This window comes from Rhizobium sp. R711 (genome assembly GCF_002211365.1).
GTDB lineage: Bacteria > Pseudomonadota > Alphaproteobacteria > Rhizobiales > Rhizobiaceae > Rhizobium.
The window spans coordinates 107,820-132,832 of sequence record NZ_LOKZ01000007.1 but is presented as its reverse complement, the minus strand read 5'-3'; the positions used below and the strand labels follow the sequence as shown (position 1 = coordinate 132,832).

26 protein-coding genes and 2 pseudogenes are annotated in these 25,013 nt (G+C 58.7%); 17 read left to right on the top strand and 11 right to left on the bottom strand.

Annotated elements, in window-relative coordinates:
* The 5 genes and pseudogenes from ATY80_RS11255 to ATY80_RS11230 form a co-directional block, all read left to right on the top strand.
* Positions 1-221: pseudogene (locus tag ATY80_RS11255) on the top strand (hypothetical protein); the annotation flags it as partial.
* Positions 222-1,462: 1,241 nt separating this feature from the next.
* The gene (locus ATY80_RS11250) at positions 1,463-2,212 is read left to right on the top strand and encodes a Crp/Fnr family transcriptional regulator (RefSeq protein WP_088692495.1); all 750 of its coding nucleotides are present in this window, start codon (positions 1,463-1,465) and stop codon (positions 2,210-2,212) included.
* A gap of 175 nt (positions 2,213-2,387) precedes the next feature.
* Positions 2,388-4,361 (top strand): malto-oligosyltrehalose trehalohydrolase, encoded by a 1,974-nt coding sequence (treZ, locus tag ATY80_RS11245; RefSeq protein WP_088692494.1) that lies wholly within the window; start codon positions 2,388-2,390, stop codon positions 4,359-4,361.
* 220 nt (positions 4,362-4,581) lie between these two features.
* A complete protein-coding gene (locus tag ATY80_RS11235) occupies positions 4,582-5,157 on the top strand; it encodes a hypothetical protein (RefSeq protein ID WP_088692492.1) in 576 nt (191 codons plus the stop codon).
* 150 nt (positions 5,158-5,307) lie between these two features.
* Complete coding sequence (locus tag ATY80_RS11230) at positions 5,308-5,514, top strand: hypothetical protein (protein WP_088692491.1); 207 nt, start codon at positions 5,308-5,310, stop codon at positions 5,512-5,514.
* A gap of 20 nt (positions 5,515-5,534) precedes the next feature.
* Here the strand turns inward: ATY80_RS11230 and ATY80_RS11225 are convergent, their stop codons facing one another.
* From ATY80_RS11225 to ATY80_RS11205, 5 genes are all read right to left on the bottom strand, one after another.
* Positions 5,535-5,804 carry a hypothetical protein gene (locus ATY80_RS11225; RefSeq protein ID WP_088692519.1) on the bottom strand — a complete coding sequence of 90 codons (270 nt, stop codon included), beginning with the start codon at positions 5,802-5,804 and terminating at the stop codon, positions 5,535-5,537.
* 190 nt (positions 5,805-5,994) lie between these two features.
* Positions 5,995-6,375, bottom strand: coding sequence for a response regulator (locus ATY80_RS11220; protein WP_088692490.1), 381 nt, complete (start codon positions 6,373-6,375; stop codon positions 5,995-5,997).
* Between the two features lie 136 nt (positions 6,376-6,511).
* A complete protein-coding gene (locus ATY80_RS11215; RefSeq protein WP_088692518.1) occupies positions 6,512-6,943 on the bottom strand; it encodes a DUF4174 domain-containing protein in 432 nt (143 codons plus the stop codon).
* A 180-nt stretch (positions 6,944-7,123) separates the two neighbouring features.
* A complete protein-coding gene (locus ATY80_RS11210; protein WP_088692489.1) occupies positions 7,124-7,357 on the bottom strand; it encodes a hypothetical protein in 234 nt (77 codons plus the stop codon).
* A gap of 203 nt (positions 7,358-7,560) precedes the next feature.
* Positions 7,561-8,463 (bottom strand): LysR family transcriptional regulator, encoded by a 903-nt coding sequence (locus ATY80_RS11205; protein ID WP_088692488.1) that lies wholly within the window; start codon positions 8,461-8,463, stop codon positions 7,561-7,563.
* A gap of 121 nt (positions 8,464-8,584) precedes the next feature.
* On the opposite strand from ATY80_RS11205, the gene ATY80_RS11200 reads away from it, so the two are divergent.
* Entirely contained in the window at positions 8,585-9,451 is an 867-nt protein-coding gene (locus tag ATY80_RS11200) for an aldo/keto reductase family oxidoreductase (protein WP_088692487.1), read from the top strand.
* Positions 9,452-10,146: 695 nt separating this feature from the next.
* Here ATY80_RS11200 and ATY80_RS11190 read toward each other — a convergent pair.
* Positions 10,147-10,392, bottom strand: a complete 246-nt coding sequence (locus ATY80_RS11190) for a hypothetical protein (protein ID WP_088692486.1) — start codon at positions 10,390-10,392, stop codon at positions 10,147-10,149.
* A gap of 466 nt (positions 10,393-10,858) precedes the next feature.
* On the opposite strand from ATY80_RS11190, the gene ATY80_RS11185 reads away from it, so the two are divergent.
* On the top strand, positions 10,859-11,410 hold the full coding sequence (locus ATY80_RS11185; RefSeq protein WP_088692485.1) for a response regulator: 552 nt from the start codon (positions 10,859-10,861) through the stop codon (positions 11,408-11,410).
* 530 nt (positions 11,411-11,940) lie between these two features.
* A complete protein-coding gene (locus tag ATY80_RS11180; protein ID WP_088692484.1) occupies positions 11,941-12,147 on the top strand; it encodes a hypothetical protein in 207 nt (68 codons plus the stop codon).
* 209 nt (positions 12,148-12,356) lie between these two features.
* Here ATY80_RS11180 and ATY80_RS11175 read toward each other — a convergent pair whose 3' ends face one another.
* Positions 12,357-12,632 carry a hypothetical protein gene (locus tag ATY80_RS11175; protein ID WP_088692483.1) on the bottom strand — a complete coding sequence of 92 codons (276 nt, stop codon included), beginning with the start codon at positions 12,630-12,632 and terminating at the stop codon, positions 12,357-12,359.
* 442 nt (positions 12,633-13,074) lie between these two features.
* Positions 13,075-13,545, bottom strand: a complete 471-nt coding sequence (locus ATY80_RS11170) for an NUDIX hydrolase (RefSeq protein ID WP_088692517.1) — start codon at positions 13,543-13,545, stop codon at positions 13,075-13,077.
* Positions 13,546-14,176: 631 nt separating this feature from the next.
* Between ATY80_RS11170 and ATY80_RS11165 the strand changes: the two genes are divergently transcribed.
* From ATY80_RS11165 to ATY80_RS11155, 3 genes are all read left to right on the top strand, one after another.
* Positions 14,177-14,359, top strand: a complete 183-nt coding sequence (locus ATY80_RS11165; protein ID WP_088692482.1) for a hypothetical protein — start codon at positions 14,177-14,179, stop codon at positions 14,357-14,359.
* Positions 14,360-14,488: 129 nt separating this feature from the next.
* Positions 14,489-14,815: a helix-turn-helix transcriptional regulator gene (locus tag ATY80_RS11160; RefSeq protein ID WP_088692481.1), complete on the top strand. Its 327-nt coding sequence runs from the start codon at positions 14,489-14,491 to the stop codon at positions 14,813-14,815.
* A gap of 189 nt (positions 14,816-15,004) precedes the next feature.
* A complete protein-coding gene (locus tag ATY80_RS11155) occupies positions 15,005-15,391 on the top strand; it encodes a response regulator (protein WP_189637129.1) in 387 nt (128 codons plus the stop codon).
* Between the two features lie 99 nt (positions 15,392-15,490).
* Here the strand turns inward: ATY80_RS11155 and ATY80_RS11150 are convergent, their stop codons facing one another.
* Positions 15,491-16,720: a DUF763 domain-containing protein gene (locus ATY80_RS11150; RefSeq protein WP_088692479.1), complete on the bottom strand. Its 1,230-nt coding sequence runs from the start codon at positions 16,718-16,720 to the stop codon at positions 15,491-15,493.
* Positions 16,721-17,294: 574 nt separating this feature from the next.
* Between ATY80_RS11150 and ATY80_RS11145 the strand changes: the two genes are divergently transcribed.
* From ATY80_RS11145 to ligD, 6 genes and pseudogenes are all read left to right on the top strand, one after another.
* On the top strand, positions 17,295-17,633 hold the full coding sequence (locus tag ATY80_RS11145) for a hypothetical protein (RefSeq protein ID WP_088692478.1): 339 nt from the start codon (positions 17,295-17,297) through the stop codon (positions 17,631-17,633).
* 208 nt (positions 17,634-17,841) lie between these two features.
* A pseudogene (locus ATY80_RS11140) lies at positions 17,842-19,633 on the top strand (thiamine pyrophosphate-requiring protein).
* Positions 19,634-19,865: 232 nt separating this feature from the next.
* A complete protein-coding gene (locus ATY80_RS11135) occupies positions 19,866-20,396 on the top strand; it encodes a DUF4142 domain-containing protein (protein WP_088692477.1) in 531 nt (176 codons plus the stop codon).
* 353 nt (positions 20,397-20,749) lie between these two features.
* A complete protein-coding gene (locus ATY80_RS11130; protein ID WP_088692476.1) occupies positions 20,750-21,646 on the top strand; it encodes a Ku protein in 897 nt (298 codons plus the stop codon).
* Between the two features lie 15 nt (positions 21,647-21,661).
* Complete coding sequence (locus tag ATY80_RS11125; protein ID WP_088692475.1) at positions 21,662-22,471, top strand: Ku protein; 810 nt, start codon at positions 21,662-21,664, stop codon at positions 22,469-22,471.
* A complete protein-coding gene (gene ligD, locus ATY80_RS11120; protein WP_088692474.1) occupies positions 22,468-23,511 on the top strand; it encodes a non-homologous end-joining DNA ligase in 1,044 nt (347 codons plus the stop codon). The genes ATY80_RS11125 and ligD overlap by 4 nt, the downstream gene beginning before the upstream one ends.
* 67 nt (positions 23,512-23,578) lie before the next feature.
* Here ligD and ATY80_RS11115 read toward each other — a convergent pair whose 3' ends face one another.
* Both ATY80_RS11115 and ATY80_RS29560 read right to left on the bottom strand, forming a co-directional pair.
* The gene (locus ATY80_RS11115) at positions 23,579-24,106 is read right to left on the bottom strand and encodes a DUF4334 domain-containing protein (protein WP_245306816.1); all 528 of its coding nucleotides are present in this window, start codon (positions 24,104-24,106) and stop codon (positions 23,579-23,581) included.
* Entirely contained in the window at positions 24,054-24,992 is a 939-nt protein-coding gene (locus tag ATY80_RS29560; protein WP_245306815.1) for a hypothetical protein, read from the bottom strand. Before ATY80_RS29560 ends, ATY80_RS11115 begins: the two co-directional genes overlap by 53 nt.
* Between the last annotated feature and the right edge of the window lie 21 nt (positions 24,993-25,013).

The following is a 25,013-nucleotide window of genomic DNA, read 5'->3' as shown; positions in this document are numbered from 1 at the left end:
ATCACGAGAACTTCTCCAATTTTGCCGAGTACAAGCGCCTTTATGCCGGCGAGGCGCACACCGCGATGGCACCTTATGCGCCGGTCCTGGGCGAGGTAGGCGGCCGGGCGCACTTGAAAGCGCTGCTCCTGCTTGGCGCTTCACTCCTGGTGCCGATGCGCGATCCATTCGGGGAGGCCTGCGACCAGATCAACGCGCGCGCCAAAGAGCTGTCGATTTAAACAGACTGATATCGATCTGGCTTCTCACCCTCGCGAAGTTCATTGGCGCAGGCGCTGGGACTTCAGTCCCACTTCTCAGGCCAGCGAAACGCAACATTCGTCGTCCAACCCTCCTGGGCACCCGAGGACTTCGAGCGACTCCTCGTAAATTGACCCTTTGGAGCCTTGCGGGTTTGAGGATCGAACAAAAGGATGCCGCCCATCAATGGAACGGCGTTAGGCCTTCATTTCGCGCCAGGCGCTCGATAAGACCCAAGACCCCATCGGCCGCCTTGTCGGGATCAATTCCGTGTGCGGCCAACAGACCCAGTTGGGTTATGCCCTCCCTCGGGAGGTCGGGGTGGACCTGAAAAGAGCAATGGGAAACCTCGACCTCATCGCGATGAGCGAATTGTGCGAGGGCCTTGGTAAGCAGGTGTTCATTTAGCCCTCACCACGGGCAAATGCCCAGTGAAGGTGCTCACCACACTTCGACGATGCTGAGAGGGAATTTCAGTGCGCCGGGAACAAAGCGCCTCGATTGAGGTTGGGTGCATGCTTTGGGATCTAGTCGCCCCCAAGGCCTATCACAGCACTTTCATTGCCCCGCGTCATTACGCGGGGCTCTTTTTTGCCGGCAACGTGCAATTCTCCTGATGATGGGCGTTCGTCCGATCTCTTGGTTTGCGGGCTGCTTGCCACGTCAGTTGCGCAAAGGAGAGGATCGTCGGCAGCTCCGACCATCCTCTCCCCTGCTACCCAGCCCGCTCCCGGCAAGGACCTGAGGATCATCGACGCTAAGGTCTACGCCAGACGAGGAGGCTAGCGAAGGATAGATCGACAACCTAGAGGGACCGAAGTCCTACTTCCTTTGTTGGAGAAACGGTTCGAATTGAATTCGTTGAACTTTTCAGTTCAGGCGAGTGCGTGGTTACCTCCGACGACGTATGTCGCCTTTTGGTTATGCAACCAGCGGCGAGCAAGCCCACATGACGAAACGATATGAGCGACCAAGATCGGCTTTTGCATGGGTGCGCCGTTGCCCTGCAGGCGGGCCCACAGCGATCTGGTCGGCAATGCCGGGAAGAAGGTCGCTTGGAAATCCAGGCTTTCATGAACTTGATGACGTCAGGCCGGCGATAGTTGAAGATTGCCTGAAACCTTTTCGGATCGAGTTTGTTTGAACGCGTCCGTCGCTTGCTGATCGCACCCGAACTGTAAGCCATCTGGCGATACTTGAGGATCCGACGGAGGCCGGCCCAATGACTGCAAATCGTACCAGCAACAGGCTCCTGAGCGCTCTATCCGACGAAGACTACGAGCTGATCAAGGATCGGCTCGAAGAAGTGGACATGCCGCATGGTCTTCAACTGGCCAAGGCAGGCGAACCATTCGGTTATGCCTTTTTTCCATCCACCGGCATCGCCTCGGTCATTGCCGTCTCGGCGACCGGACGGAGGGCGGAGGCTGGCATGGCGGGACATGAGGGTTTTGCTCCGATTGCCGGCCTGCTACATCCCGGCCGCGGCCCTTTCGACATCGTCGTGCAAGTTGCCGGACATGGCTTGAGACTACCACTCTCAACCCTTCACGATGCGATGGACCGTAGCCGCGATCTCACCGATCTGTTGCTGCGCTACGTTTTGGCATTTCACTTCCAGGTCGCCTATACCGCCTTTTCAAATGCATCGCATACCATAGACATCCGGCTCGCGCGGTGGATCCTGATGTCTCAGGACCGAATGCAGAACAACGAGCTCGCCCTGACGCATGATTACATCTCGTTGATGCTCGCTGTTCGCCGGCCGTCCGTGACAATTGCACTGCATACGCTTGAAGGCGAACGCCTCATACGGTCTGAGCGTGCCAACGTCATCGTACGTGATCGCAAAGGACTGGAGACGTTTGCGGGGGATGCCTACGGCGTCCCGGAACGCGAATATTGCCGCCTGATCGACCAGGAAAGACAGCCGTCGGCGACAATGTTGACCGCGTTGGAAACGCCCGCCTAGACGTTCTAAGCGTCGGTGCAAGCAGATCCCCCGATTGAAGATACGCGTTCTTATAGCTTGTCCCGTTCACGTCGAAGCCTCGGCACTTGAAGGGCTGGCGCAACGCGTCCTGCCCTCCTTTTGGGAACATCGTCACAAACGGATCGTTGATTGAGAATAGTTCCAAGGACATTCGATGAACTCCCAGCCGTCCAGATCCCGGACATATTCCGACAAGCAAACCAGAAGTCGCAGATACCCGATCGGCGCCGAGCTCGTTGACGGCGGCGTCTCGTTTCGCGTGTGGGCGCCGTCCAGGGCCCGCGTCCATGTCGTGATTGATGGGGCAGAGGAGCACGAGCTGCAGAGTGAACCGAAAGGCTATTTCTCGGCCTTCGTTCCCGGCGTCACCGCAGGCGCGCGCTACTGGCTGCGACTGGATGATCAACTCGCTCGCCACGCGGATCCGGCCTCTCGCTTTCAATCCACCGGGACCACCGGCCCATCAATCGTCATCGATCCCCATCTTTATGCCTGGAGCGACAAGACCTGGCGGGGTCCGAGCCTGAAAAACCTTGTGCTTTACGAATTGCACGTCGGCACGTTTACGCGGGAAGGAACGCTCGCAGCAGCAAGCCGGAGGTTAAGCAGCCTGAAGGAAATTGGAATAAGCTGCGTCGAACTGATGCCACTCAATGAATTCGAGGGCGAATTCGGCTGGGGTTATGATGGAACGCTCCTTTATGCTCCGACCCACCTTTATGGCACACCAGACGACCTTCGAGCCTTTGTGGACGCTGCCCACCAGCTGAACATCAGCGTTATTGTCGACGTCGTCTACAACCATTTCGGTCACGGCAATCGCTTTGCCGATTTCACCCCCGATTACTTCACCGACCGCTACGAAAACGAATGGGGTCAATCCATCAATTTCGACGGCAGGAATTCGCATGGCGTTCGAGAATACATCGCCCAGAACGCCGCATACTGGATCGACGAATATCATCTTGACGGTCTGCGCATCGATGCGACGCAGGCTCTCTTTGACCAAAGCCCGGAACACATCATTTCGGTGATCGCGCGAACGGCAAGAGGTGCCGCTGGCAATCGACGCATCATTCTGATCAGCGAAAACGAGCCACAGGAAGCAGGCATGGTTCGCCATCAACAGGATGGTGGCTACGGCCTCGACGCTTTGTGGAACGATGATTTTCACCATTCTGCAATGGTGGCGATCACCGGGCGTCGGGAGGCCTATTACCATGACCATCGTGGCAGCGCACAGGAGTTCGTCTCGGCTGCCAAGTACGGCTACCTATTTCAAGGACAGCGTTATGACTGGCAGGATGCGGGACGTGGCTCACCCGCGCTCGATCTCACGGCTCAGAACTTCGTGCATTTCCTCCAAAATCACGACCAAATCGCCAATTCGACCAGTGGCGCCAGGATCAGCGAGGTTGCAGCACCCGCGCGCCTGCGGGCGATGACGGCACTCTTGTTGCTCGGGCCACAGATACCCATGCTTTTTCAGGGGCAGGAATTTGCAGCTACTGCACCCTTTTGTTACTTTGCCGACCGCGTCGGGGAACTTGCACGCAACGTCCGCCAGGGACGGGTCGATTTTATCAGTCAATTCCCGAATCTGACAGATCCAGCACTCATCAGTGTGCTTGCTGACCCATGTGATCGAAACACCTTCGAGCAGGCAAAGCTCGACTGGTCGGAACGAGACGCAAAGCCGAACGTCGTTGCGCTTCATCGCGATCTCCTGGCATTGAGACAGAGCCACGTGGCATTTCGTACGCAATCGCATTCCTCCCGTCACGAACTGGATGGTAGCGTCATTTCGGATTCAGCCTTTTTGCTTCGCTATCGCGCGCCAGCCGCAGACGACGAGAGGCTTTTGATTGTCAACATTGGCAAGAACCTCGCCATCGACAGCCTGCCCGACCCGCTCTTTGCCCCACCTTCACAGACAGAGTGGCAGCTTATCTGGTCGAGCGAGGATCCTGCCTATGGCGGAAGCGGGCGCCGGCCATATGATTTTGCCAGGCGCTGGGTGTTGAACGCCGATTGCGCGCTCATGCTCGCGCCGGTCCGACGCCGGTTCCTGAAAAGGCCATCGGCTGGTGAGTTGCGCGACTGGCAGAACCAGATCTCTCGCCGATAGGTCCATGACCAATGACGAAACGACGGCAGACGATGTTGCGGCCAAAGCTGTCGTGTGCTCGTCGAAAATGTTCAATCCGCTTCTCCTTTCCCGACAGCACGATGACAATCGGGCCGGCTTGTGCGACCGGCGCGCCTGTGACACGGCGCACTCGAAAATCGGCGAGCCCTGTTGGAACGAAGGCATTCGCCCGTTGTTCTGCTTATGAAAGGATTGCATCATGACCAGGCCCCGGTGCGCATTTCTCGAGATACTGGAGGAACTCGACAACCGGAATCACGTCGAGGCGGGCCTGACAGGTGATTGGTCGGTCCGATATCTGAGCCGCCGTTTGGTCCTCTACGACTTCGCCGGCATCTTTCAGCGCGGGGTCAGCGTGACGAGGGCAAGAAAGTTGGTCGGGCTTGAAGGTGTGGTCAGCGATGTCGCGCCTCAGACCCTCAACTCCGCTTTGACTGAGTTCCAGGAAAACCCGCACCTGTCGTTTTACGTTGGTGCAAGGACCACTATTCCTGCAATCGCAAGAGAACTCATGGAGGCGACGCCACTCGTTCCCGAAGTCATGATCGTCGAAACACGGAAGCAGACGGCCTCGCAGATCCCAGATAGCGCCAGCAGTACCCGGCTCGCATTCGTCGGCATGGAGACTGCTTTCCTGCAATCACCGACGTCTTTTTGCACCGGCCTTCTAAGCGACGGCGATCTCATTCATCCGGTCTGGCACCGCGACCGCATCTGGTTCGACCAGGCGGCACTTGCAGTCAGCCATGACGGCATATCCCACACCCGCATATGACCCCCTGTTTGAAGGTCTAAGATGGGTAAAGACGCCGTAAGTCAGCGCTCCACAGCCAGAAGATCCCATTGATCTTGCCGGCCTGTCGATCTGACGACGGCGAAGTCTGTGCACAGCAGACGTTCCGAGCTCGACAATGGAGTGAAACTGATGAAGAACCGAAAAGACGCAACTGGCCAATTTGCTCCCTCGCAGGCAAAGCGCGACAGCACCGGCGTAGCCAGTGCCAAGCCGACCGTCGTTACGGGCTCCGAAGACGCGACCGCCAACAAGGCTCCCCCGGGTGGAAAGAAAGTGAAGGACTGGGACCCGAACTATGACATATCCGAGGTCAAGGAAGACAATGATCAGGGCTGACAAGTCCAGCCCCGAGCGTGTCACACAAGCACGCCCCATGCGTTGTCCCACTGCAGGCCCTCGGCCAGTTCAACGTAGACCTGCTTGACTTTCGCATTCCTTGCATGGTCTCGAGCAAGTCTGAGCGCGGGCTCTGGCTCCATTTCCTCCCCCGGGAAAATGGCATCTTCCGTTCCGAGCCCAGCGACCTCGCGGACATAGCCCCGTACCTGATCGCTGGAATGATAAAGCCTCACGACAATTGAGCCAGTGACGGCATTGTCAGGTGTAAATGCGTGATAGATCTGCATGACAGCGTACTCGGTCGAAACTGCGACACCCCCCTTGCACCCAAACCGCCTTAGCGGCTGCAAGTTCCCGAGGTCGGCATTGTCTTTTCCCATCCGCAACCACGAGGAAAACCGCGAGCGATGGCCGCGCCAGGCTCCGCACGATTTTGAGGGAAGGCCGCCTCAGTTGTCCGGCAAAACGCAGCCCCGATCACTGGATCACTCGAATTCGGTCATGTCTCTCTCTATGCAGGCGCGCGGCCTTTGCAAGCGCCTTGCAGATCTGTTCGCCGGTAAACGGCTTGGTGATAATCTCGCAGGCGCCCTCCAGTCCCGCTCCAAGGTCCTCCGGTATGGCAGTCACATAAATGACCTCCACGCCGAAACGGTCGATCAGCTTGCGGCCGAGCGCCGGCCCGGTCATGCCATCGGCAAGCCTCAAATCGACCAAGGCGATATCAGCTTTGTTTGCATAGGCAAGCGCCTGCTCCATCGTGGCGAGGGGCTCCAGGCTGTGATATCCTGCTTGTTCGGCAATGCTCTGCAGATCCATGGCGATGTAGTACTCGTCCTCGACGATCATGACGTTCATTTCTTTTCCTCCTCATGAGGAAATGTAGATCGCCGGTCCCAGCATGCCAGCGTCAATCGCCTGCCATCGTCGAAAATAAGAGGTGAGCCACAGACGCAGCAGCCGCAACGCCAGTGACGACCCTTCTTCTCAAGCGTTAGAGATCGTTTTTTGACGCAGGACCGCCGGCGCCGGGGGAGCCGCTAATCAGGTCCAACAGATATGGCAGATTTATCGGCCTCGACGAGCGAAAGACGACGGCACCCTCACGATCTACCAGCACAGCCTCGAAGTCCTCCGGGGACGGGCCGTCCAGGTCGTTGCGGATCTCGTCAGCATCGATTTCCACCGGATTATCCAAACTGGAAAAGACGCCGCCGCCTGCGACGCGCAAAAGCGCGATGTCATGTGATTGCAGCATATCGTGCTTGTTTGCCAGAAAGTCTTCCTGCATGTCGGGCCGGTCATCGGCAGCACCCTCGAAAAGAACCAGGACGTGGCACTTATTGCGAAATGACAGGAGGCTCGGACAGCGTTCCATGATCCCGGACGGTGCGCCGAGAATTTCCTTCAGAAACGATTTCAGCATGGTCTTCTCCTGCGCCTTCATGATGAAAAGGTGGAAACAATGCCTGATCTCGAGGATAGCACTTCGCAAGAAACAGGCTTGACTTGCCAAGGCGGTAACTGTTCATCTCTGTCAAAGTTCCTATTCAATGTCCTTGGGATTGCGCGCCCATGGCCGAGCGGACCACGCGGCGATTTGCGCTCATCCTGGTACTTCGCAGAAGACCTGGCCGCATAGTGCAAGCGTCTCTTTCATCGCCTTGACGCGCGCTTCTGCGTCCTCATGGGAATAGGCCCAGATGCTGGCTGCCCAACGCGCGTTGTCCATCCGATACTCGATTGCAAAGCTAAAAAGCGCGCGCCCAGAGTCATCCTGACGCACGAATGCCTGATCAGGCTCTGTGTCCAAAAGGTGATCAATGTTGATAACCGTCACAACTGAACTCCTTTAAGCCTCCACCGCTGAACAAAACCAACAGTGTGCTCGACAGTTCCAGAAATCTTGCGCCGTTCAAGGCATGAAAAGGAGCCTCTTCGGCAGCGAACCGTGTCCAGCCGAGCCGAACAAAACGTGCGGCTTCATAATCAGAGAGTTCCAGGGCGTGCGTCTGAATGGACGCACGCGGTTCTAGCTTCGCCCTAAGCTCCTGGCATTCCTTTGACGAAATCGATGAAGGCGCGCAGCGGTGCAGGCACGAGTCTGCGACCAGGATAATAAAGGAACGGCCCCGAAAAGCGCAGCCACCAGTCTTCCATCACCGGCAAGAGCGAGCCGCTTTCGAAATGTGCCTTCAGCCAGTCTTCGAAGAGATACAGAATGCCAGTACCCGCAATGGCGGCTTCAATGCCGAGATCGGTGCCACTGCCGGATTGCACCACGAGGGTGCCGGAAGGCTCGATGACTGCCACCTCCCCGTCACGCTCGAACTCCCAAGGCGGAATGGCGCGTCCAGGGAAGCGGCCGCGAATGCAGTCATGCGCGAGCAGGTCGCGCGGATGTTGTGGCCTGCCCCGCGTGGCAAGATACTCCGGCGATGCGGCAAGGGCGAAGCGCTGTTGGCGCGGGCCGATCGGCACTGCGATCATGTCCTGTTCGAGCCGTTCGTCATAACGGATGCCGGCGTCGCAGCCACTTTCTATGATGTCGACGAAGCTCTCCTCGGTGACGACCTCCAGTCGTATGTCTGGATAAGCGACAAGGAAGGGCGGCACGACACGCGGCAGGACGAGGCGCGCAGCACTCGCCGGAACGTTGAGCTTCAAGGACCCGGCTGGGCGGTCGCGGCTGCTCTTTGCCTGATCGAGCGCAGACGCAATCTCGGAAAAGGCAGGCCCGAGGCGTTCCATCAGTGTTCGACCCGCCTCCGTTGGCAGCACGCTCCGCGTGGTGCGGTTGAGAAGCCTTACGCCAAGTTCGGCCTCCAGGCGCTTGACGGCGTCGCTCAGCGCCGACGAACTGATACCGCTCTTGCGCGCCGCCTCGCGAAAGCCTCTGACCCGGGCGACCAGCAGGAATGCGCTGACATCGGCCATGTCCGGCATCTTGTTCTCCAGTTTTTTAGGTTCGCATCGTCCGCCATGGCGGACAGCTTGTCCGGACTGTAGCGGATTGTGACCTCTATGTCAGTCGCCTATCTTTTGCCCTGCAACAGGAGCTCAAGCCATGACGACCAGTAGACAATCCGGAACCTTCACCCTCGGCGGCCGCGCGGTGCGCCGGCTCGGCTATGGCGCGATGCAGCTTGCAGGCAAAGGCGTGTTCGGCCCTCCACGCGATCGCCCCGAAGCCGTAGCTGTTCTGCGCGAGGCTGTAGAAAGCGGCGTCAATCATATCGACACCAGCGACTTCTACGGCCCGCATCTCACAAACCAGATCATCCGGGAAGCCTTGCATCCCTACGGCGATGACCTCGTGATCGCCACCAAGGTAGGCGCGCTTCGAGGTGCTGACGCCTCGTGGAATCCCGCGTTCTCGCGCCAGCAACTGACGCAGGCCGTGCATGACAATCTTCGCAATCTGGACCTCGACGTCCTGCAGGTGGTAAACCTCCGCGCCATGTTCGACGTGCACGGTCCTGCCGAAGGATCGCTCGATGAACCGCTCGAAGTTCTGACAGACCTGAAGCGGCAGGGCCTAATCCAGCACATCGGCTTGTCCAACGTAACGGCAAGGCAGATCGAGGATGCCAAAAAGATCACCGAAATTGCCTGCGTGCAGAACCAGTATAACCTCGCCCATCGCGAAGACGATGGATTGATCGACGCGCTCGCTTCTCAAGGGATTGCCTATGTGCCGTTCTTTCCGCTCGGCGGCTTCTCGCCGCTGCAATCCTCGACCTTGTCCGATGTCGCGGGCCGGCTCGGCGCAACGCCGATGCAGGTTGCACTCGCCTGGCTTCTCAGGCGGTCGCCGAATATCCTTTTGATCCCCGGCACCTCATCACGAGTGCATTTGCGGGAGAACCTTGCGGCGGAGAGCATTGAATTGCCGCGGGATGCCTTGGCCGAGTTGGAAAAGGTTGCGGTCTGACGCCGTGTAAATCGGTACCAGACAGGATGAATTATTCCCATCCTGTCTGGTGTGCTCTCCGCACCCGAGAGTGAGGCCACGTGCCCATCGTCTTTGACACCGCGAACGGAGATGGCGGGAGGCTTCAACGTTGCCGGCGGATAGCCGCTATAGGACGTGATCATCGAGGCAGAAGTGGAGCTGCGCCGGAGCCGCCTGACATCCCATCAGTCGCCTGGTCCCCTGCAAAGGTAGCAACTGCAATGAAATTGCTTACCTGCGGGCCACCTCCTTGCGATCCTACCGAATTCTGGCTTTTCGCACCCTCTGTTCTCTCTCAGCTTTGGCGGCCCATCAGGGCAGTTCATGATAAAAACCGCAGAGCAGCCGTTGCTAATGACGTGTACATGAGCAGGCCGATGATCGTCGGGATAAATGACCGCTCGCAGCCCTGACAGGCGCGTCGTCGCTGCCCTTCCGCCGAGGCTACTCGTGCAGATCATATCATTCCTTCCGCGACTGGATGTTGCGATTGCAGCGCGATGGCGTTCCACGCCGACGTGGTGCCGTGACCGCCGCCAAGCTTGCCGCCGAGCAGATACTTGCCGCCGGGGACATCTCACGAACATGACCTATCAGGCCCGCCAAAGGCCAGCATTCGAGGACACAAGGCTTGATGCTGGTAGCGTGATGAAGATCGCTTTGCCGCCTGGCACTCAGGGCCTGGCGGTGCGCTCCTTCCACTCCCGGTAAGGGAGCAGAAGCTGCCCTGGATAACGCCGTTCGATTTCGCTTTCCGTCAGCGCTATGCGTGAGAGAACATCGTCCAGGTCGCCCTGATGGCGTTCCTCGCTCGCTTTTTCCAGAAGTTCCATGGCCGCAAACACTTCGTCGTCAATCATCGATGCGAGGCGGCGCGCCAGATCATTCACGGGTTCGCTAAGGATTTTGTTCTCGGACATGTGCAAAGGACCTGTAACGGATCTGCAACCAGGAGCAACAACGATCTCTCCTGGGTAATGTTCCATAATTCGATTGACCCTTTTTGCCACCTCCGGCCCGAACACGCTCGCTTCAGTTCTGGGCGAGCATGGCCCACACCACGATGCAAAGATAGAGAAAGAAGAAGGTAAGTCCTGCGCCGGCAATCAGAATGATTGCGAACCTCGCCACCTTCCTCTTGGTTTTCCTTTCGCCTGGCGAATTCGCCATTGCGTCAATGGGATCTCTCGGAGCTTTCATATTCACCATGGAATGAAGTGTTTGCTTCACCTTAACCGATCAGCCCGCCCGAAGTTCCTCGCGAAAATCAGAACCTAAATGCCCTGAGACGCGAGCTGTCGATCGCCTCTGCCTCACCCTCAAGAATTTTTTTGGAGGCGGGAACATCGACTTCGTCTTCGTTGTTAATGGGTAGCGGAGATAGACATGTGTGACCTAAGAAGTGAATGGATCAGCAAACGGGCCTATGCACTCTGGGAAGAGGCTGGCCGACCGGTGGGTAATGATCAGCAACACTGGATGAAGGCAGTGGCGGAGCGCGAATTGATGGAACGCACACAGGCCTCTGTTGACGGCGAGGAGGTTCTGGCGCGCAAGCGAGCTTCCGTCATCGCCGCAGCACCGGCGCGTGTCCTTCTGGTCGACGAAGAGGTCGCGCAACGGCACCGCACCATGGTCGCCCTTGCTCGTGCTGGAATAAGTGCAGCGGAAGCAGGCAATGCTGGCCAGGCATTGGCCCTGCTTAAGAAAAATCGCTTCGATACTGTCATTGCGGACATGAACATGGCCGGCCATGTCAATGGTCTTGGTTTGGCGTCCTGCGTACGATCGCTGTGGCCGCGCACCAAGGTCATCATCGTGTCTGGACTGGTGAGGTTGCGAAAAGCGGACCTCAGTCCCGGTGTGTCGTTTCTTGCAAGGCCCATTCCTGATGCGCGCCTGATCGCCGCTGTACACGGAGCAACCAGGAACCGCTAGCCGATATCGTCCCCATCCCCCTTCGGGGTCCCAGCTATAAAGTAACGCATCGACCGTCCTTGACAGGGTGTTTCCTATCCGAGCCGGGTGGGACGCGGCCGCTTTACCAGCTGAACCGACAACCAAGACGAGGTTGCCGTCGGGCGCGGGGTGCATGGCCGTCGCGCAAGTGCCCCGACCATCGGTGCCGTTTGCGCTTACAGAACGGCAAGATTGGAAACGGAGCGTTCGAGCAAGATGTGCCTTGTTCCCGGCAAATGCAGCAGCGCAATCACCCGGCCTATCCCGCGGGCAATTTTGATTGGCAAGTTTTTAAGTGGGCGAATCTTCTTATTATTACTTGGAACATCCACGCGTGGCCCGTGTTCGGCGCACGAGGAGGAGCTTTAGGTTTCTTGGTTGCACGCCATTTGAGAAAGGCCGATTTTCGTCCCCGTCCCATCTACGGACTGTCGGCCGCCTAAGGCTTCTCCTTTTTCACTTCGAGATCGGCCAAAAGGCAGTATAATGGCGCTTCGCTGGTGAAAGAAATGTACACCGAAGCTGACCTGATGCTCGCTGACCGACATGTCGCCCAAGCGGAGAAACATGTTTTCATGCAAGAAGTGATCATTGGGAGATTGCTCAGAAGCGGCCTCCCTACGGACATTGCTGAAGCACTGCTGGTCACATTCAACGAAGCGCTGTCAACACACAGGGCGCGCAAAAATTCCATCGCCGCCCAGTTGGACCATTAGCTGGTGCCCACTGGCATCTCGATTGAAAGGTGGTCGAACGTCGTGCGGCAATCCGTTGCGGGCACACAGACGGACCATCTCCTCCTCGACCTACGGGCCGGTTTCGCGCGTTACACGAGTGCTCGTTGCAGTCGACGTGAAAAACACACCATGTTCACGGCTTGCGTTCGTTCAGGAGTTCCCCCAGGCCGAACCGAGCGCCGCGTCGGTCAGAATTTTGGCAATGATGCTTGCGGATGAGAACTATAGATCACCAGGTCGTCGTAGACGGCTTTCTCCAACTCCCGGCAGGTCTGATCATACTCGACGACGAGATCAAGGTCTCCGACAAGCCGCATCCTGTCGCGAAACAGGATGGCTTCGCTATAAGCTTCACACAGATCTTGAACGAAATGCTCCTTACCTTCGAATTGGCGAAAGTGCGGGCATTTCATTTTAAGGGCGGCCCAGCCATGTCGAAAGTGTGTGGGGTGCATTGTCGTCATATTCAATCTTGGCCAGGCGTAAGCGGAAAGTTTCAAGGGCTAACAGGCGAAAGGCCTTCCCCAAAGGTTTGCAGCGCCGATGCGACAGGACATAGAGTATAAAGCTTTGGCCAGCTTTTAAAGTCACATCAATGCTCCGTTCGATACCGCACCAAGCGGGAGTGCCCGAGGGATCGGCGCAGCTGAGCCTTCGACCCGCATGCAATCGACGAGCCCGGATTTGGTTCAGCCGCACGCGACGTTCCGCCTTTCTTGTTCGGCGATGATCTGGTCGGCGGTGGGTCAAATTGCTGCCAGTTGGCTACCTACGCACCGGTCGAGGCTGCAATCATTCCGCAGACCGCCCAGGGCTCGTGGACGCGCTCGCCTGCAGGGGATCCGTGTCCGTCGCCCGACGAGCGGAGTTGTTCGGGAAGAAAAGCCCTTTGATATATCGAAACGCTTAGACCTCTTCAGCAACCTCGTATTCGCGAGCCACTGTCGTCAACAACCTCTTCAATTCGGGATCCTTGACCCGCCGCGCCGCTTCCGCCGGTTTCATCCAGGCAACGCTGCGCTCAGTCATTTCCGGAAAACGCTTCTTCCGACGCCGCACATTCAAAATATAGACTTCGACAACAGGCTCGACCTCGCGCCCGTCAGCCAAGAGCTTGGCGTACCGAAACCGGCCGAAGCGCTTCCTTTTGACCTTGCCGATCGCGCCTGCCTCTTCCCAGGCCTCGCGTTTGGCGACCTCATGCGGCTTCAGTCCGCGGATCGGCCATCCCTTTGGGATCATCCACCGCTTCGTTTCCCTTGTCGTTATAAGGAGGATCTCCGGTCCATCGGGCACCAAGCGCAGACAAAGCGCTCCAAATTGCCTCACCCCGGTCTCCTCCACCCCCTCTCCTGACTGCTCGCTCTTAATATTCATTTTATGGCTCGTTTCTAGAGCCTTTCTAACGCTGCGGTGGCCCCAGAGTTCCAGCCACACATGTGAGGAGCCGGAAAGCCAAGCTTGCAGCTGATCCTGGCGCTCATCCGTCGGTGCCGTTTGCGCGAAAATCTCCGACAAACACCTCGCAAGTTCCGCTTTTATTAGCCTCGGCGGCCGCGTCCAGTTCGAAAGCAACCCGTCCGGTTTGAAGCGTCTGACGGTCGAGACAACAAAATAAATAACGAAGAAGTCTCTCGATCCGGCAGATGCGATGTCTTCGAGCACCCGCCGGCGGATCTGCACACGTGGCCTCATCAAGCTGCCGAAGCCGTTCGACCAAAGGCTCCTTGCCGAAATCGCCTTGCTCCTCAATCAGCCAGATCGCAGCCCGTGACCCCGCGGTTGATCTCTGCCCCGTGACAGAGGGCTCCGGGACCAAGGGAACAATGAGCCGCTAGCGTGGTTTTGGGCCATGGCGAACAAAAGGTAGGTGGAACAAAGGTTGCACGGCACTGCCAAAGGATTGCGGCTGCCTCGAACCCAGGGTCCAATACAACCGATCGGCGCTTTGTCCCTTCACGATCAAGGCTGCGCGGCGACATTTCTCACTCAATGCTGGAGGGTCACCATGACCTCGATACCCAATGAGCCGGTGCTTCCGGAGGATCCAACGATCCCACCCGTGTCGCCTCCCTTCAAACCAGAGCCGCCGATCAAGGAGCCGGATCCGGATCGGCTGCCTGATGAGGTGCCGCGTCCCAATCCAGATGAAAACATAGATCCGCCCAAGATGGCAGAAGGGTTCCTGTGAGCCCGCAGCCGGCGCCAACGAACAGATGCTTGTCCAGCGCCAAACACGATCGGCATCAGGCAGGAAAAGGCAGCCACAGGGTCGCTTCGTACCGCAGTCTGCGGCTGCACATGGTGTTGGAGGATTCTCATGACCTCAGGTGAGCAGGTGGGCGCGGCAAGAGCACTGTTGCGATGGAGCCCTGAGGATTTGGCAAGAACTGCAGGTGTGTCTCTCATTGCCGTCCATGCGGTGGAGGCGCAAAGAGGCCCGTTGCCTGATACGGCAACCACGCGGGCGATCGTCGATGCACTTGTCGCTGCCGGTCTCCTGCTTTTCGGCGAAGGGCCCGTCGACGGCGGACCAGGTGTGCGTCTGATCGCCAAACCGTCCGCGACGATCGATGTCGACGAGGCCGAGACGGTCCAGTACCATGAATTTCTTGAAAACGACGCCCCTCCCGGTGCGGGTGGATAGGAGACGCAGGCAGATCCGAGGTCCTTCATACGCGTGAAGCAAATTTGGCAGGTGTAAAATAAGGCCAAAGCACAGGCAGCGGGGCAACCACGCCAATTGTACGCTTTCTAACCTTTCGACAAACACTCATTGACGACTGAGCCAAACTCGGCCTGAATGACAAAGCGGCATTCGGTATGGGAGAAGGACATGTTGCTGGCAGACCTTCTTGGAAAACATATTCTCGTCGTTGAAGATGACTATCTGCAGGCCAGCGCGCTTGGCCTTGCCCTGGAAGAGCAAGGAAGCCAAGTCGTCGGACCTTTCCCTAGCCTGGAAGACGGTCTTTGCGCTCTCGAACATCAGCCGGTCGATGCTGCGGTTCTCGACGTGCAACTGAACGGAACGCAAATATTCCCTTTGGCGGATAAACTCGCCGAGCGTGGCGTCCCATTCGTATTCGTAACCGGCTATGACAGGGATGTGCTTCCGTCACGGTTTCATGGACGCCAATGCATCTTGAAGCCACTTTCAGCAGACGCGATGGCCGTGGCATTGGCAGCCTCGATAGCAAGTGCTCGCAGTCAGAATGCTTAAGGGGCGCGTCGTCCCGGCAACACATTGGCAATCGACGCCTGGAGTGAGAGTTTGAAGCATGCTGCCGGGCGTTCGATCGCTCAGCAACGGAGCGTGGCGCTATTCCCAGCCAAACACGCTGCGGCCGCCAAGCTGGCCGGAATCGCGAAACTCACCGGCGATGATTTCCTTGAGATCAGGTCCAGTTGCATATTGTTCGGCCCGACGCGCTTGTTGATCAAGACGCCATAAAGCCGCCAGTTCTTCCTCGCGTGCCAGCTTACCTTTTGTAACCGCCGATTTCAAAACGCGAATTGTCTCGTCATAGACCTTCAAGGGCACCGGAAAGGGATGCCGGTCCTTGCCGCCGTGTGCGAGAGAAAACCTCGCGGGATCGGAAAATCGGCACGCGGCGCCATGGACAACCTCCGAGACCATGGCAAGTGCCCTCACCGTCCGCGGCCCCACGCCTGGCACGAGAAGCAGTTGCGGATAATCAGCCGGTCCGCAATCGGCGGCAGCGGAAAGATTTGCGTAAAGCCGCTTCATGCTCACGTCGCTATCGCGAACATCATGATGCTCGGGCATGATCAGGTGCGGCAAAAGCGGCTCGTCGCAAGGACGCGGAATAGCATCAGCTGCACGATCGAGCGCCAAGGCCTCACGCGCGATACGATCGGGACCAAGCGTCGCCAGAAGATCGAGCTGACCGCTTCGCGACTGTTCGGCTCGCCGATCAGCAAGATTGATGATGTTGCCCTGGCTGCGGCCCTCGATTGCGCTGTGGGGCGAATCCAGAAAATTCTCCAGCCCCTCGGATAGCCAGTGATATCGTCTTGCCTGACGTCTCTCAGGGTTCATCCCCTGCTGAACCACGACCCATTGACCGTCGCTCGTCACAATGAAGCTGTGCAAGTAAAGATCAAAACCGTCCTGTACGGCGGCGCTGTCCACCTTGGCGATCAGCCGGCTGACACTGGCCAAGGCTGATCCATCGATGCCGACGCGGTAGCCGATGTCGATCAGTTCTGAGGGCGTTTTTCGAGAGTGTGAGCCGCGCCCTCCGCAAACGTGCAGCCCCAATTCAGCCGAAAGCGGCTTCAAACCTCGCTTCAGGGCACCAAGCACGCTCGTCGTGATGCCGGACGAATGCCAATCCATGCCCATCACGGCGCCAAAGGACTGAAACCAGAACGGATGAGACAGCCGCCGCAGCATTTCGTCGCGTCCATAGTGGTGCACGATAGCTTCCGTCATCAGCGCACCGAGCCTTGACATGCGGTCACTCAACCAATGTGGAACGCGCCCTCCATGGAGCGGCAAATCTGCACTTCCTGATCGTTTCGACATTGAGACCGTTGCTCGGCAGCTCCAATCTGATCACGGTAGAGATGCGAGGCGCTGCACGTCTTCAATGCAATCGCAACCATCCATTCCCTTCGCCATACTTGGCTCTTTGACGGCGCCGGTGCAAGACATGCGCCAGCTATTGGCGTTCGACAGCCCCGAAACCGTAAGACATAGGCGCGCACTCTTTGGCGACCTCGATGAGCTGACAGGGCTTGAAGCACGGGCCAGAGACTGGATAAGGCCCCACCCCCCTTGCTCGGTTGCGCCGACATGGTTGTCGGCATGGCCTCAATGGCGCTTCGACGTCCAATCCGGACCTAATCCCTTTCTTGCTGTCGTCGTCTGCGGCACAGGGTCAAGCGGGGTGCGCCCCCTGACCGTCCCTCCGGCGCCAGGACCGTTCTGGGCAAGCACTGGCCTGGCTCGCGAGGAAGAGCAACTGATCGACGAGACGGCTTCAGGTCGTTTTCGCGATCACACTTTAATGCGCAGAAAATTGCCGGCCGACGGGAACAAGCGCTTTTGCTCGGGGTTCCAACCTCGTTATCCAAACGACAACACGAGGAGATTTCCGATGCAACTCAAGATTCTTGCCGCAGCAGTACTGTCACTTGGAATGGCGACATCAGTTTTCGCCCAGTCCAATCCCGTGCCCAACAACATGACCGGCGACCGGACGCCGGGTCAAGACGCGGGCGGGGGCGCAAGCGGCGACGTGCAGACACAGACAGGCACCAACAGACCGGCGGTCGTCGATCCGAATGCCACCAATAGCACGACCAGCGGCAACACCAATTCCACGGGCACCGTGGACCGCTCGCGCTGCCCGACCGAGCCGGCCCCCGGTTCGGTTGCGACACAGGGCGGTAGCGGTGGCGCTTCCAAGAGTGAAGCCTGCCCGGATAACCAGTAGCCGTCTCATTTCTGACGTGGGGCTGAAGTCCGCCCCCGTCAGACCGCCTCGGCAAGCGGGTCCCGTGAAGACGGTGAAAGGTCGGCGAGCCCACACGCAACTGGCCTTGGCTTTAGATTTGACGATCGACGCCATCCGACAAGATCGGTTCAGGCAACATCGGCAGGATTTGCTCAAGCCTTCCAGCGCGTGCCAAGGAGTTCAACATTTGTCGCAGACAGTCGGTGACTTTGTCGTATCGCGCCTGAAGGCTTGGGGTGTGCGGCGAATTTTCGGATATCCCGGGGACGGGATCAACGGTGTCTTTGGCGCTCTCAATCGCGCAGACGGCACGATAGAGTTTGTCCAGGCTCGGCATGAGGAGATGGCGGCCTTCATGGCGTGCGCCCACGCGAAGTTCACCGGCGACTTGGGCGTGTGCATTGCAACATCAGGTCCTGGAGCGACCCACCTTGTGACCGGAATGTATGACGCGCGATGCGATCATCAGCCGTTGCTTGCAATCGTCGGCCAGCAGGCGCGCGATGCGATCGGCGGCCACTACCAGCAGGAAATCGATCTTGCCGCCCTTTTCAAGGATGTCGCCCGCGACTTCGTCTACCAGGCCGCGACACCGGCACAGGTGCGCCACCTCGTCGACCGGGCCGTGCGCATCGCGATCGCCAAGAGGACGGTGAGTGCCGTCATTCTCCCAAACGATCTGCAGAAAATGCCTTATGAAGAACCTGCGCGCGTTCACGGCACGGTCCATTCCGGCACCGGGTACAGACCTCCGCGCATCGCAGCTCATCAAGCCGATCTAGAGGATGCCGCCGAAATCCTGAATGCCGGCGAACGCGTGGCTATTCTGGCAGGAGCCGGTGCGCTGCAGGCAACCGATCAGCTGATTGAAGTTTCCGATCGGCTGGCTGCGGGAGCCGCCAAGGCGCTTCTCGGCAAGGCGGCTTTGCCCGACGACTTACCTTGGGTCACCGGTTCAATCGGTCTTCTCGGCACCAAGCCTTCATGGGATCTCATGAACAGCTGCGACACGCTTTTGATGGTCGGATCGGGATTTCCTTATTCGGAGTTCCTGCCCCCCGAAGGCCAGGTCAATGCCGTTCAGATAGATATTGATCCGGCAATGTTGTCCATACGCTATCCCATGACCGTCAATCTGGTGGGGGATGCATCTGAGACACTTGCCGCCCTGCTCCCTCTGCTTGACCAAAAAAGGCGGAAAATGGCGAGACACCGTGGAAAGCAACGTCGCCCAATGGTGGAAACTGCTTGAGAAGCGCGCGCTTGCAAAGGCAAATCCCATCAATCCGCAGCGCGTTGCCTGGGAGCTGTCACCGCGGTTGCCGGTCGATGCGATCATCACATGCGATTCCGGTTCATGCGCAAACTGGTATGCACGCGACGTCAAGATCGGGCGCGGAATGATGGCCTCGCTTTCGGGCGGACTGGCGTCCATGGGAGCAGCTGTCCCCTATGCAATTGCGGCAAAGTTTGCGCATCCAGACAAACCGGTCGTCGGGCTTGTCGGCGACGGCGCCATGCAGATGAACAATATGGCCGAGCTGATCACCGTCGCCAAATATTGGCGCAGATGGAAAGATCATCGCTTTATCATCTGCGTCTTCAACAATGAGGACCTCAACCAGGTCACTTGGGAGCAGAGGGTCATGGAAGGCGATCCTAAGTTCGAGGCCTCCCAATCAATCCCTGATGTCCCCTATCACCAGTTCGCGAAACTGATCGGATTGCATGGCATTTTTGTCGCCGCGGCCGATAAGGTCGGTGCCGGTTGGGATGAAGCTTTTGATGCCGACCGGCCGGTCGTTTTGGAATTCAAGACAGATCCCGAAGTCCCGCCATTGCCGCCGCACCTGACGTTGAAGCAGGTACGCCACCTCACCGACACATTGCTCAAGGGCGATCCGGATGAGGCCGGTCTCGTGCGTGGCACCGTCAGACAGATCATCAGCGCCGTCTTGCCGGACAAGGATCAAGAGTGAGCTCTCAGGAAAAAATCTAAGCCAATAGACGATGCAAAGACCTGGCCCAGACCGACGCCAGTTCCACATTCTTCGTTGCAATCAAAGCGCGGCTGACGTGTCGGCAAGCGCCCTGGTCCATCCCTGGAACCAACGTGCAGTTCAGTTGTTGGAGGTGAACTCAGAAATCGGATGCGCCAACGTCTCTCGGGCGCAAAAGCAAACGGCCAACAGATATCGAGGAAAATTGCTCATGAAAACCGTTGCCCTGTCCTGTGTCCTCACCGCCCTCATGATGGCGCCAGCATTGGCCCAATCGGCTGCGGAGAAATCCGGGGTAAACTCGCTGATCGGGGTTGCTCCAAAGACGGAAGACTTCGTGACCGAAGCGGCTACAAGCGACATGTTCGAGATCGAATCAAGCAAGCTTGCGGTCGAACGTTCCGATGCGGCGACCAAGTCCTTCGCCGAACAGATGATCACAGACCACCAGAAGACGACCGAGGCATTGAAGGGGCTCGTTGCCAGCGGCAACGTGAAGGCGACGCTTCCAGCGGCAATGACGTCATCGCAGGCCGAAATGCTCAAGACCTTAAACGGCCTTCAGGGTCAGGACTTCACGAAGCAATACCACTCAGACCAGGAAGACGCGCACAAGCAGGCCGTCGATCTTTTCAAGCGGTATGGCGACGAAGGGGACAATCCGGCCTTGAAGGCCTGGGCCGTCAGTATGCGACCGGCGCTCGAGCACCATCTGCAGATGGCCAAGGACCTGAACAAGTAAGCCTTTAGTGGATCGCGCCGCCGAGATAGCCCGCACGATCAGCAACGCACGGCGACGCAGCTGCCGCGGCGGCGTGTCCTTGCGAGCCGTCATTGTCCGGCAAATTGCCGACAGGACCCTATGGGATCCGATCGGGACCGACGCCCAACCATGCTCGGTGTGTTCGCGGGATTGTGCTCCCCAAAAAGACGGCGTGGTGTCCAAAATATGCACGCAGGCATGTGTCTGGTCTCCTCTCGAACATCGGGCGTTCGAGAGAAGACCGTGGCGCCTTGAAAATGATTCGTTTCGACGGGAACGATTCGCCGTTGAATCACTTGAATCGTTTGCGTTGCGTCGGGAGTTTTCGTGTCATGGTTTCCCCAAGGGCGAACTGGAAAGGCTTTATCAAGTTCGGACAGGTCTCCTGTCCCGTGGCGCTCTACACGGCTGCGTCCTCGTCGGAACGCATCGCCTTCAACACGCTGAACCGCAAGACCGGCAACCGCGTCAAACGGGAGTTCATCGACAGCGAGACCAGCGATCCGGTCGCGCGCGAGGATCAGGTCAAGGGCTATGAGGTCGACAACGGTCAGTATGTCGTGCTGGAAGCCGACGAGGTCACAGCCGCAATACCAGAAAGCGATAAGACGCTTAAGATCGAGGCCTTCATTCCCTGCTCGCAGATCGACACCATCTATTTTGACAAGCCCTACTACTTGGCGCCCGACAAGATGGGCATGGATGCCTTCCTGCTTTTGCGCGACGGCATGAAAAAGGAAGAGGTCGCCGGCATTGCCCGCACAGTGCTCTTCCGTCGGATGCGCACTCTCCTCATCCGCGCGCAGGGCAAAGGGCTGATCGCCTCGACGCTGAACTTCGACTACGAGGTCCGCTCGTCGCAAAAGGCGTTCGAAGACATGCCGGATCTGAAGATCGAAGGCGAAATGCTCGAGCTCGCCGAACACATCATCGCCACCAAGAAGGGGAGCTTCGACGCCAGCACGTTCGATGACCGCTACGAAGCCGCCGTCGCCGAACTGGTGAAGGCGAAGATTGAAGGCCGTGCCCTGCCGAAGAGGAAGGTTCCCGTTGCCTCCAAGCCGAGCGACCTGCTGCAGGCTCTACGCGAGAGCGCCGGTATTGGCGCGAAGGAAACGAAGCCGAAGCGGACGTCGGCAAACGCCAACAGAGACGCCGGCCGCCCGAAGGCAGCCAAACACGCCGCGAAGGCAAAAAAGGCGGCGGCCACTGGCCGCCGCGCCAGCTGATCGGAGGGAGGTGCCATGGCTCTGCGCCCATATTGGAGAGGCTATCTCAAACTGTCGCTCGTCACTTGCCCGGTGCAGATGATGCCGGCGACCTCCGAAAGCGAAAAGGTCCGCTTTCACACGCTCAACCGCCAAACCCAGAACCGCGTCGTCAGTCACTACGTCGATTCCGTCACCGGCAAGGATGTCAAGGAGGAGGACGAGGTTAAAGGCTATCAGCGCGGGGAGGGCGAGTATGTCATCCTCGAAGACGAGGAGCTCGAGAACGTCGCGCTCGAAAGCACGAAGACGATAGACATTTCCACCTTCACGCCGCGCGACAGCATCGAGTGGATCTGGCTCGACACGCCCTATTACCTTTCCCCCAACGATCCGGTCGGGCAGGAAGCCTTCTCCGTCATCCGCGACGCGATGGCGGCCCAGAATATGGTCGGCATATCCCGCCTGGTGATCTCGCGACGCGAGCGCGCCGTCATGCTCGAGCCACGCGGCAAGGGTATCGTCTTGTGGACGCTGCGCTATGGAGACGAAATTCGCGATGAGGACAGCTATTTCGAGGCGATCGGCGACGAGAAGGCCGATTCCGAGATGATGCCGCTCGTCCGGCAGCTGATCAAAAAGCAGACGAAGGACTGGAGCCCTGACATGGTCGCCGACCCGGTCCAGGAGCGGCTGCTCGATATCATCGCCGAGAAGAAGAAGTCTCTGAAGAAACCCGTCAAAGCCAAGGGCAAATCCGCCCCGTCGGCTCCGCCGAACAACGTGATCAATATCATGGATGCCCTGAAGAAATCGGTCGCGGCTGAAAAGCGGACGGGCAAATGAGTCGTCGCGCCAAACCGCTGCTGCAGGATGACCAGGTCGCCAAGTCCAAGCCGGCCCGGCCGCGCGACCCGGCACAGCCCCATCTTCCGTTCGACCCGATGCCCACCCGGGTGGAGCCGTGCCTCGCGCTGCTGAAAAAGGTACCGCCGAAAGGTCCGGACTGGTTATTCGAGGTGAAATGGGACGGCTATCGCCTGGCCATTCACATCGAGCCCATGGGGGTACGGATCATCACCCGCGGCGGCCACGATTGGACGCATCGGTTTCCTTCGATCGCTGAGGCTGCCAGAAACCTCGGCGTCGGGACTACTATCCTCGATGGCGAGGCGATCGTGCTCGACAGGGAGGGGCGTTCCGATTTTGGCGCGCTGCAGCGCTCGCTTGGCGGACGGGGTGGGAAACGCTCGTCGACGGAGTCGGTGTTTATGGCATTCGACCTGCTCTATTTCGACGGCCATGACCTGACGGGTATGGAACTGTCCGCTCGCCGCCACCTTTTGGAGGACGTTCTCGATGGCGCCACCGGCGCGATACAGCTGTCGGAGGCAGTGCATGGAGACGGGGCCGAGCTCTTGGCAAATGCCTGTTCGATCGGGCTCGAAGGCATCATCGCCAAGCATCGTGATCAACCCTATCGCTCCGGACGCACCGGTGACTGGCTGAAGATCAAATGTGTCCAGAGCGAAAGCTTCATGATCGTCGGCTATGAGCAGTCGGCAGTTGCGCGCGCCGGGATCGGCAGCCTGCTTCTCGCCGGCCGCAAGCGACATGACTGGGTCTACGTCGGCTCGGTTGGAACAGGCTTCAATACCGGGGAGGCCGAGTATTTGCGCAGCACGCTCGACCAATTGAAGACGAAACAGCCGGCGGTGCCACTCAAGGGCAAGAACCTGGTCTTCGCGCAGCCGACATTGATCGCGGAGATCGAGTTTCGCGGATGGACCAATGACGGCAATTTACGCCACGCCTCCTACAAGGGCCTGCGCGAGGTCCAGGACAATGCCGCCGTCTTTGACATCGACAAAAAGCCGATATCCTGAATAAGGGGCGCAACCTTTGCAGCAATCGCGTGTGCGCGCGGCAGACTGGCTGCACAGGCAATCCCCCTTATCGATTACCTGGCTTTGAGCGTTCGTCAACGCGCTCGAGTTCAAAAAAATAGATACGCTCGTCGCCTCGGATCGTCATCGCCCCCATGACCCTTTGCTGATCTATCCGGCGGAAATGATCGACGATCGGCTGATCGTCATAGATCATGGCCGCACTCTCGACACCGCCAAACTCCATTGTCTTGATGGACGCGACCGGGCCTGCAGCACAAAGACGGCGCTTGATAGCGGAAAACAGGTTTCGCGCGATCGGCATCCTGCCGAGCCTATAAAAGTGCAGCGTCAGGCCTAGCGGTATCCACGCCGGGTTGATGGCCATCAGGCGGCGTTCGCCTGACCGAAACAGCAATGCATCCGCACGAAGGTCCGGCATGAACCGCTTGCCGAACCAGCCGAGATTTTTCAGAACGCCATCGAAGGGGTGCCCCGACGGTATACCGTGGCCTGCCCATAGTCCGACGAGCTCGCGCGGCTTAATCGGCGGCAAGCTTCGAAACGCTTCTAGGGCTGTGCGCTGTTTGCTCACCGGATCGGCGGTCCTTGTTTCCGCGGTTTCGTCCTCGCCTTGATCTGGCGTGGCGCCGCGCAATTCGCAACTCCTCCAATGTTGGTATCCACCAACCGCGCTCCAGCTCGCTTTGTCGGGGCGGGGCCCGCGCCGGCCAGGTCGCGACGAGTTCTTCGAGTGTGCCCCGCCTCCAGAATGCCCAGACATGTTGTTCGTCCGCGCCGGTTGGAAAGTAGAATGCGCGCACCGTCGCCGGGTCTGCCAGCTCGCCATCCATCCCGACGAAGAAGACGACGCCGACATGGGTGGCGATGGCGCGCGCAAACGGGGGAGCGTCGTCGGCATGGACGGGATATCGCTTGCGCCGGCCCTCCCTTGTCCTCGCCTTGGATGCCTCGTCTTCCTCGCTCCCCCTGATTGCCTCGCGCCGCTTGAGCCGCGCCTCCGGCTCATTGCGCTCAGCCGCAGCTTCAATCGCCGGCCAGCGCCGCCGCAGTTCGTCGAACGAACGATAGGGCACGCTCCAGAGGCGGCGATCGGCGTCCCAGCGGGCATACGGGATTTCCCGTATCTCGTCGATGACTTGGCGTGAATACGGCGTGCGGATCTCGAAGGTTGCCGGTGCTGCTTCAAGATAGCGGCTTTCGATCGGCTCGAATGCGTAGGCGTCCCTGCCCTTCTCGTCAGCATAGGCGTCGGCCCTAGCTTCCATCTCGGCCAGCCAGCGACCGATGCGCATGCCGGCGGTGCGGCCCGGCACGAACCAGGCCTTCAGGTCATCGCTCCATCGTGCACGCGGAAACGCCTCCCGAAAGCGTTGGAGCGTCATCCGGTCGTGCGGCAGGTCGGCTGTTGCGCCCTCGATGGGAGCGACCTGGGGTGTGTCCTTTGTTTCCTCGTTCATATGACACCGCCTGACCACGCT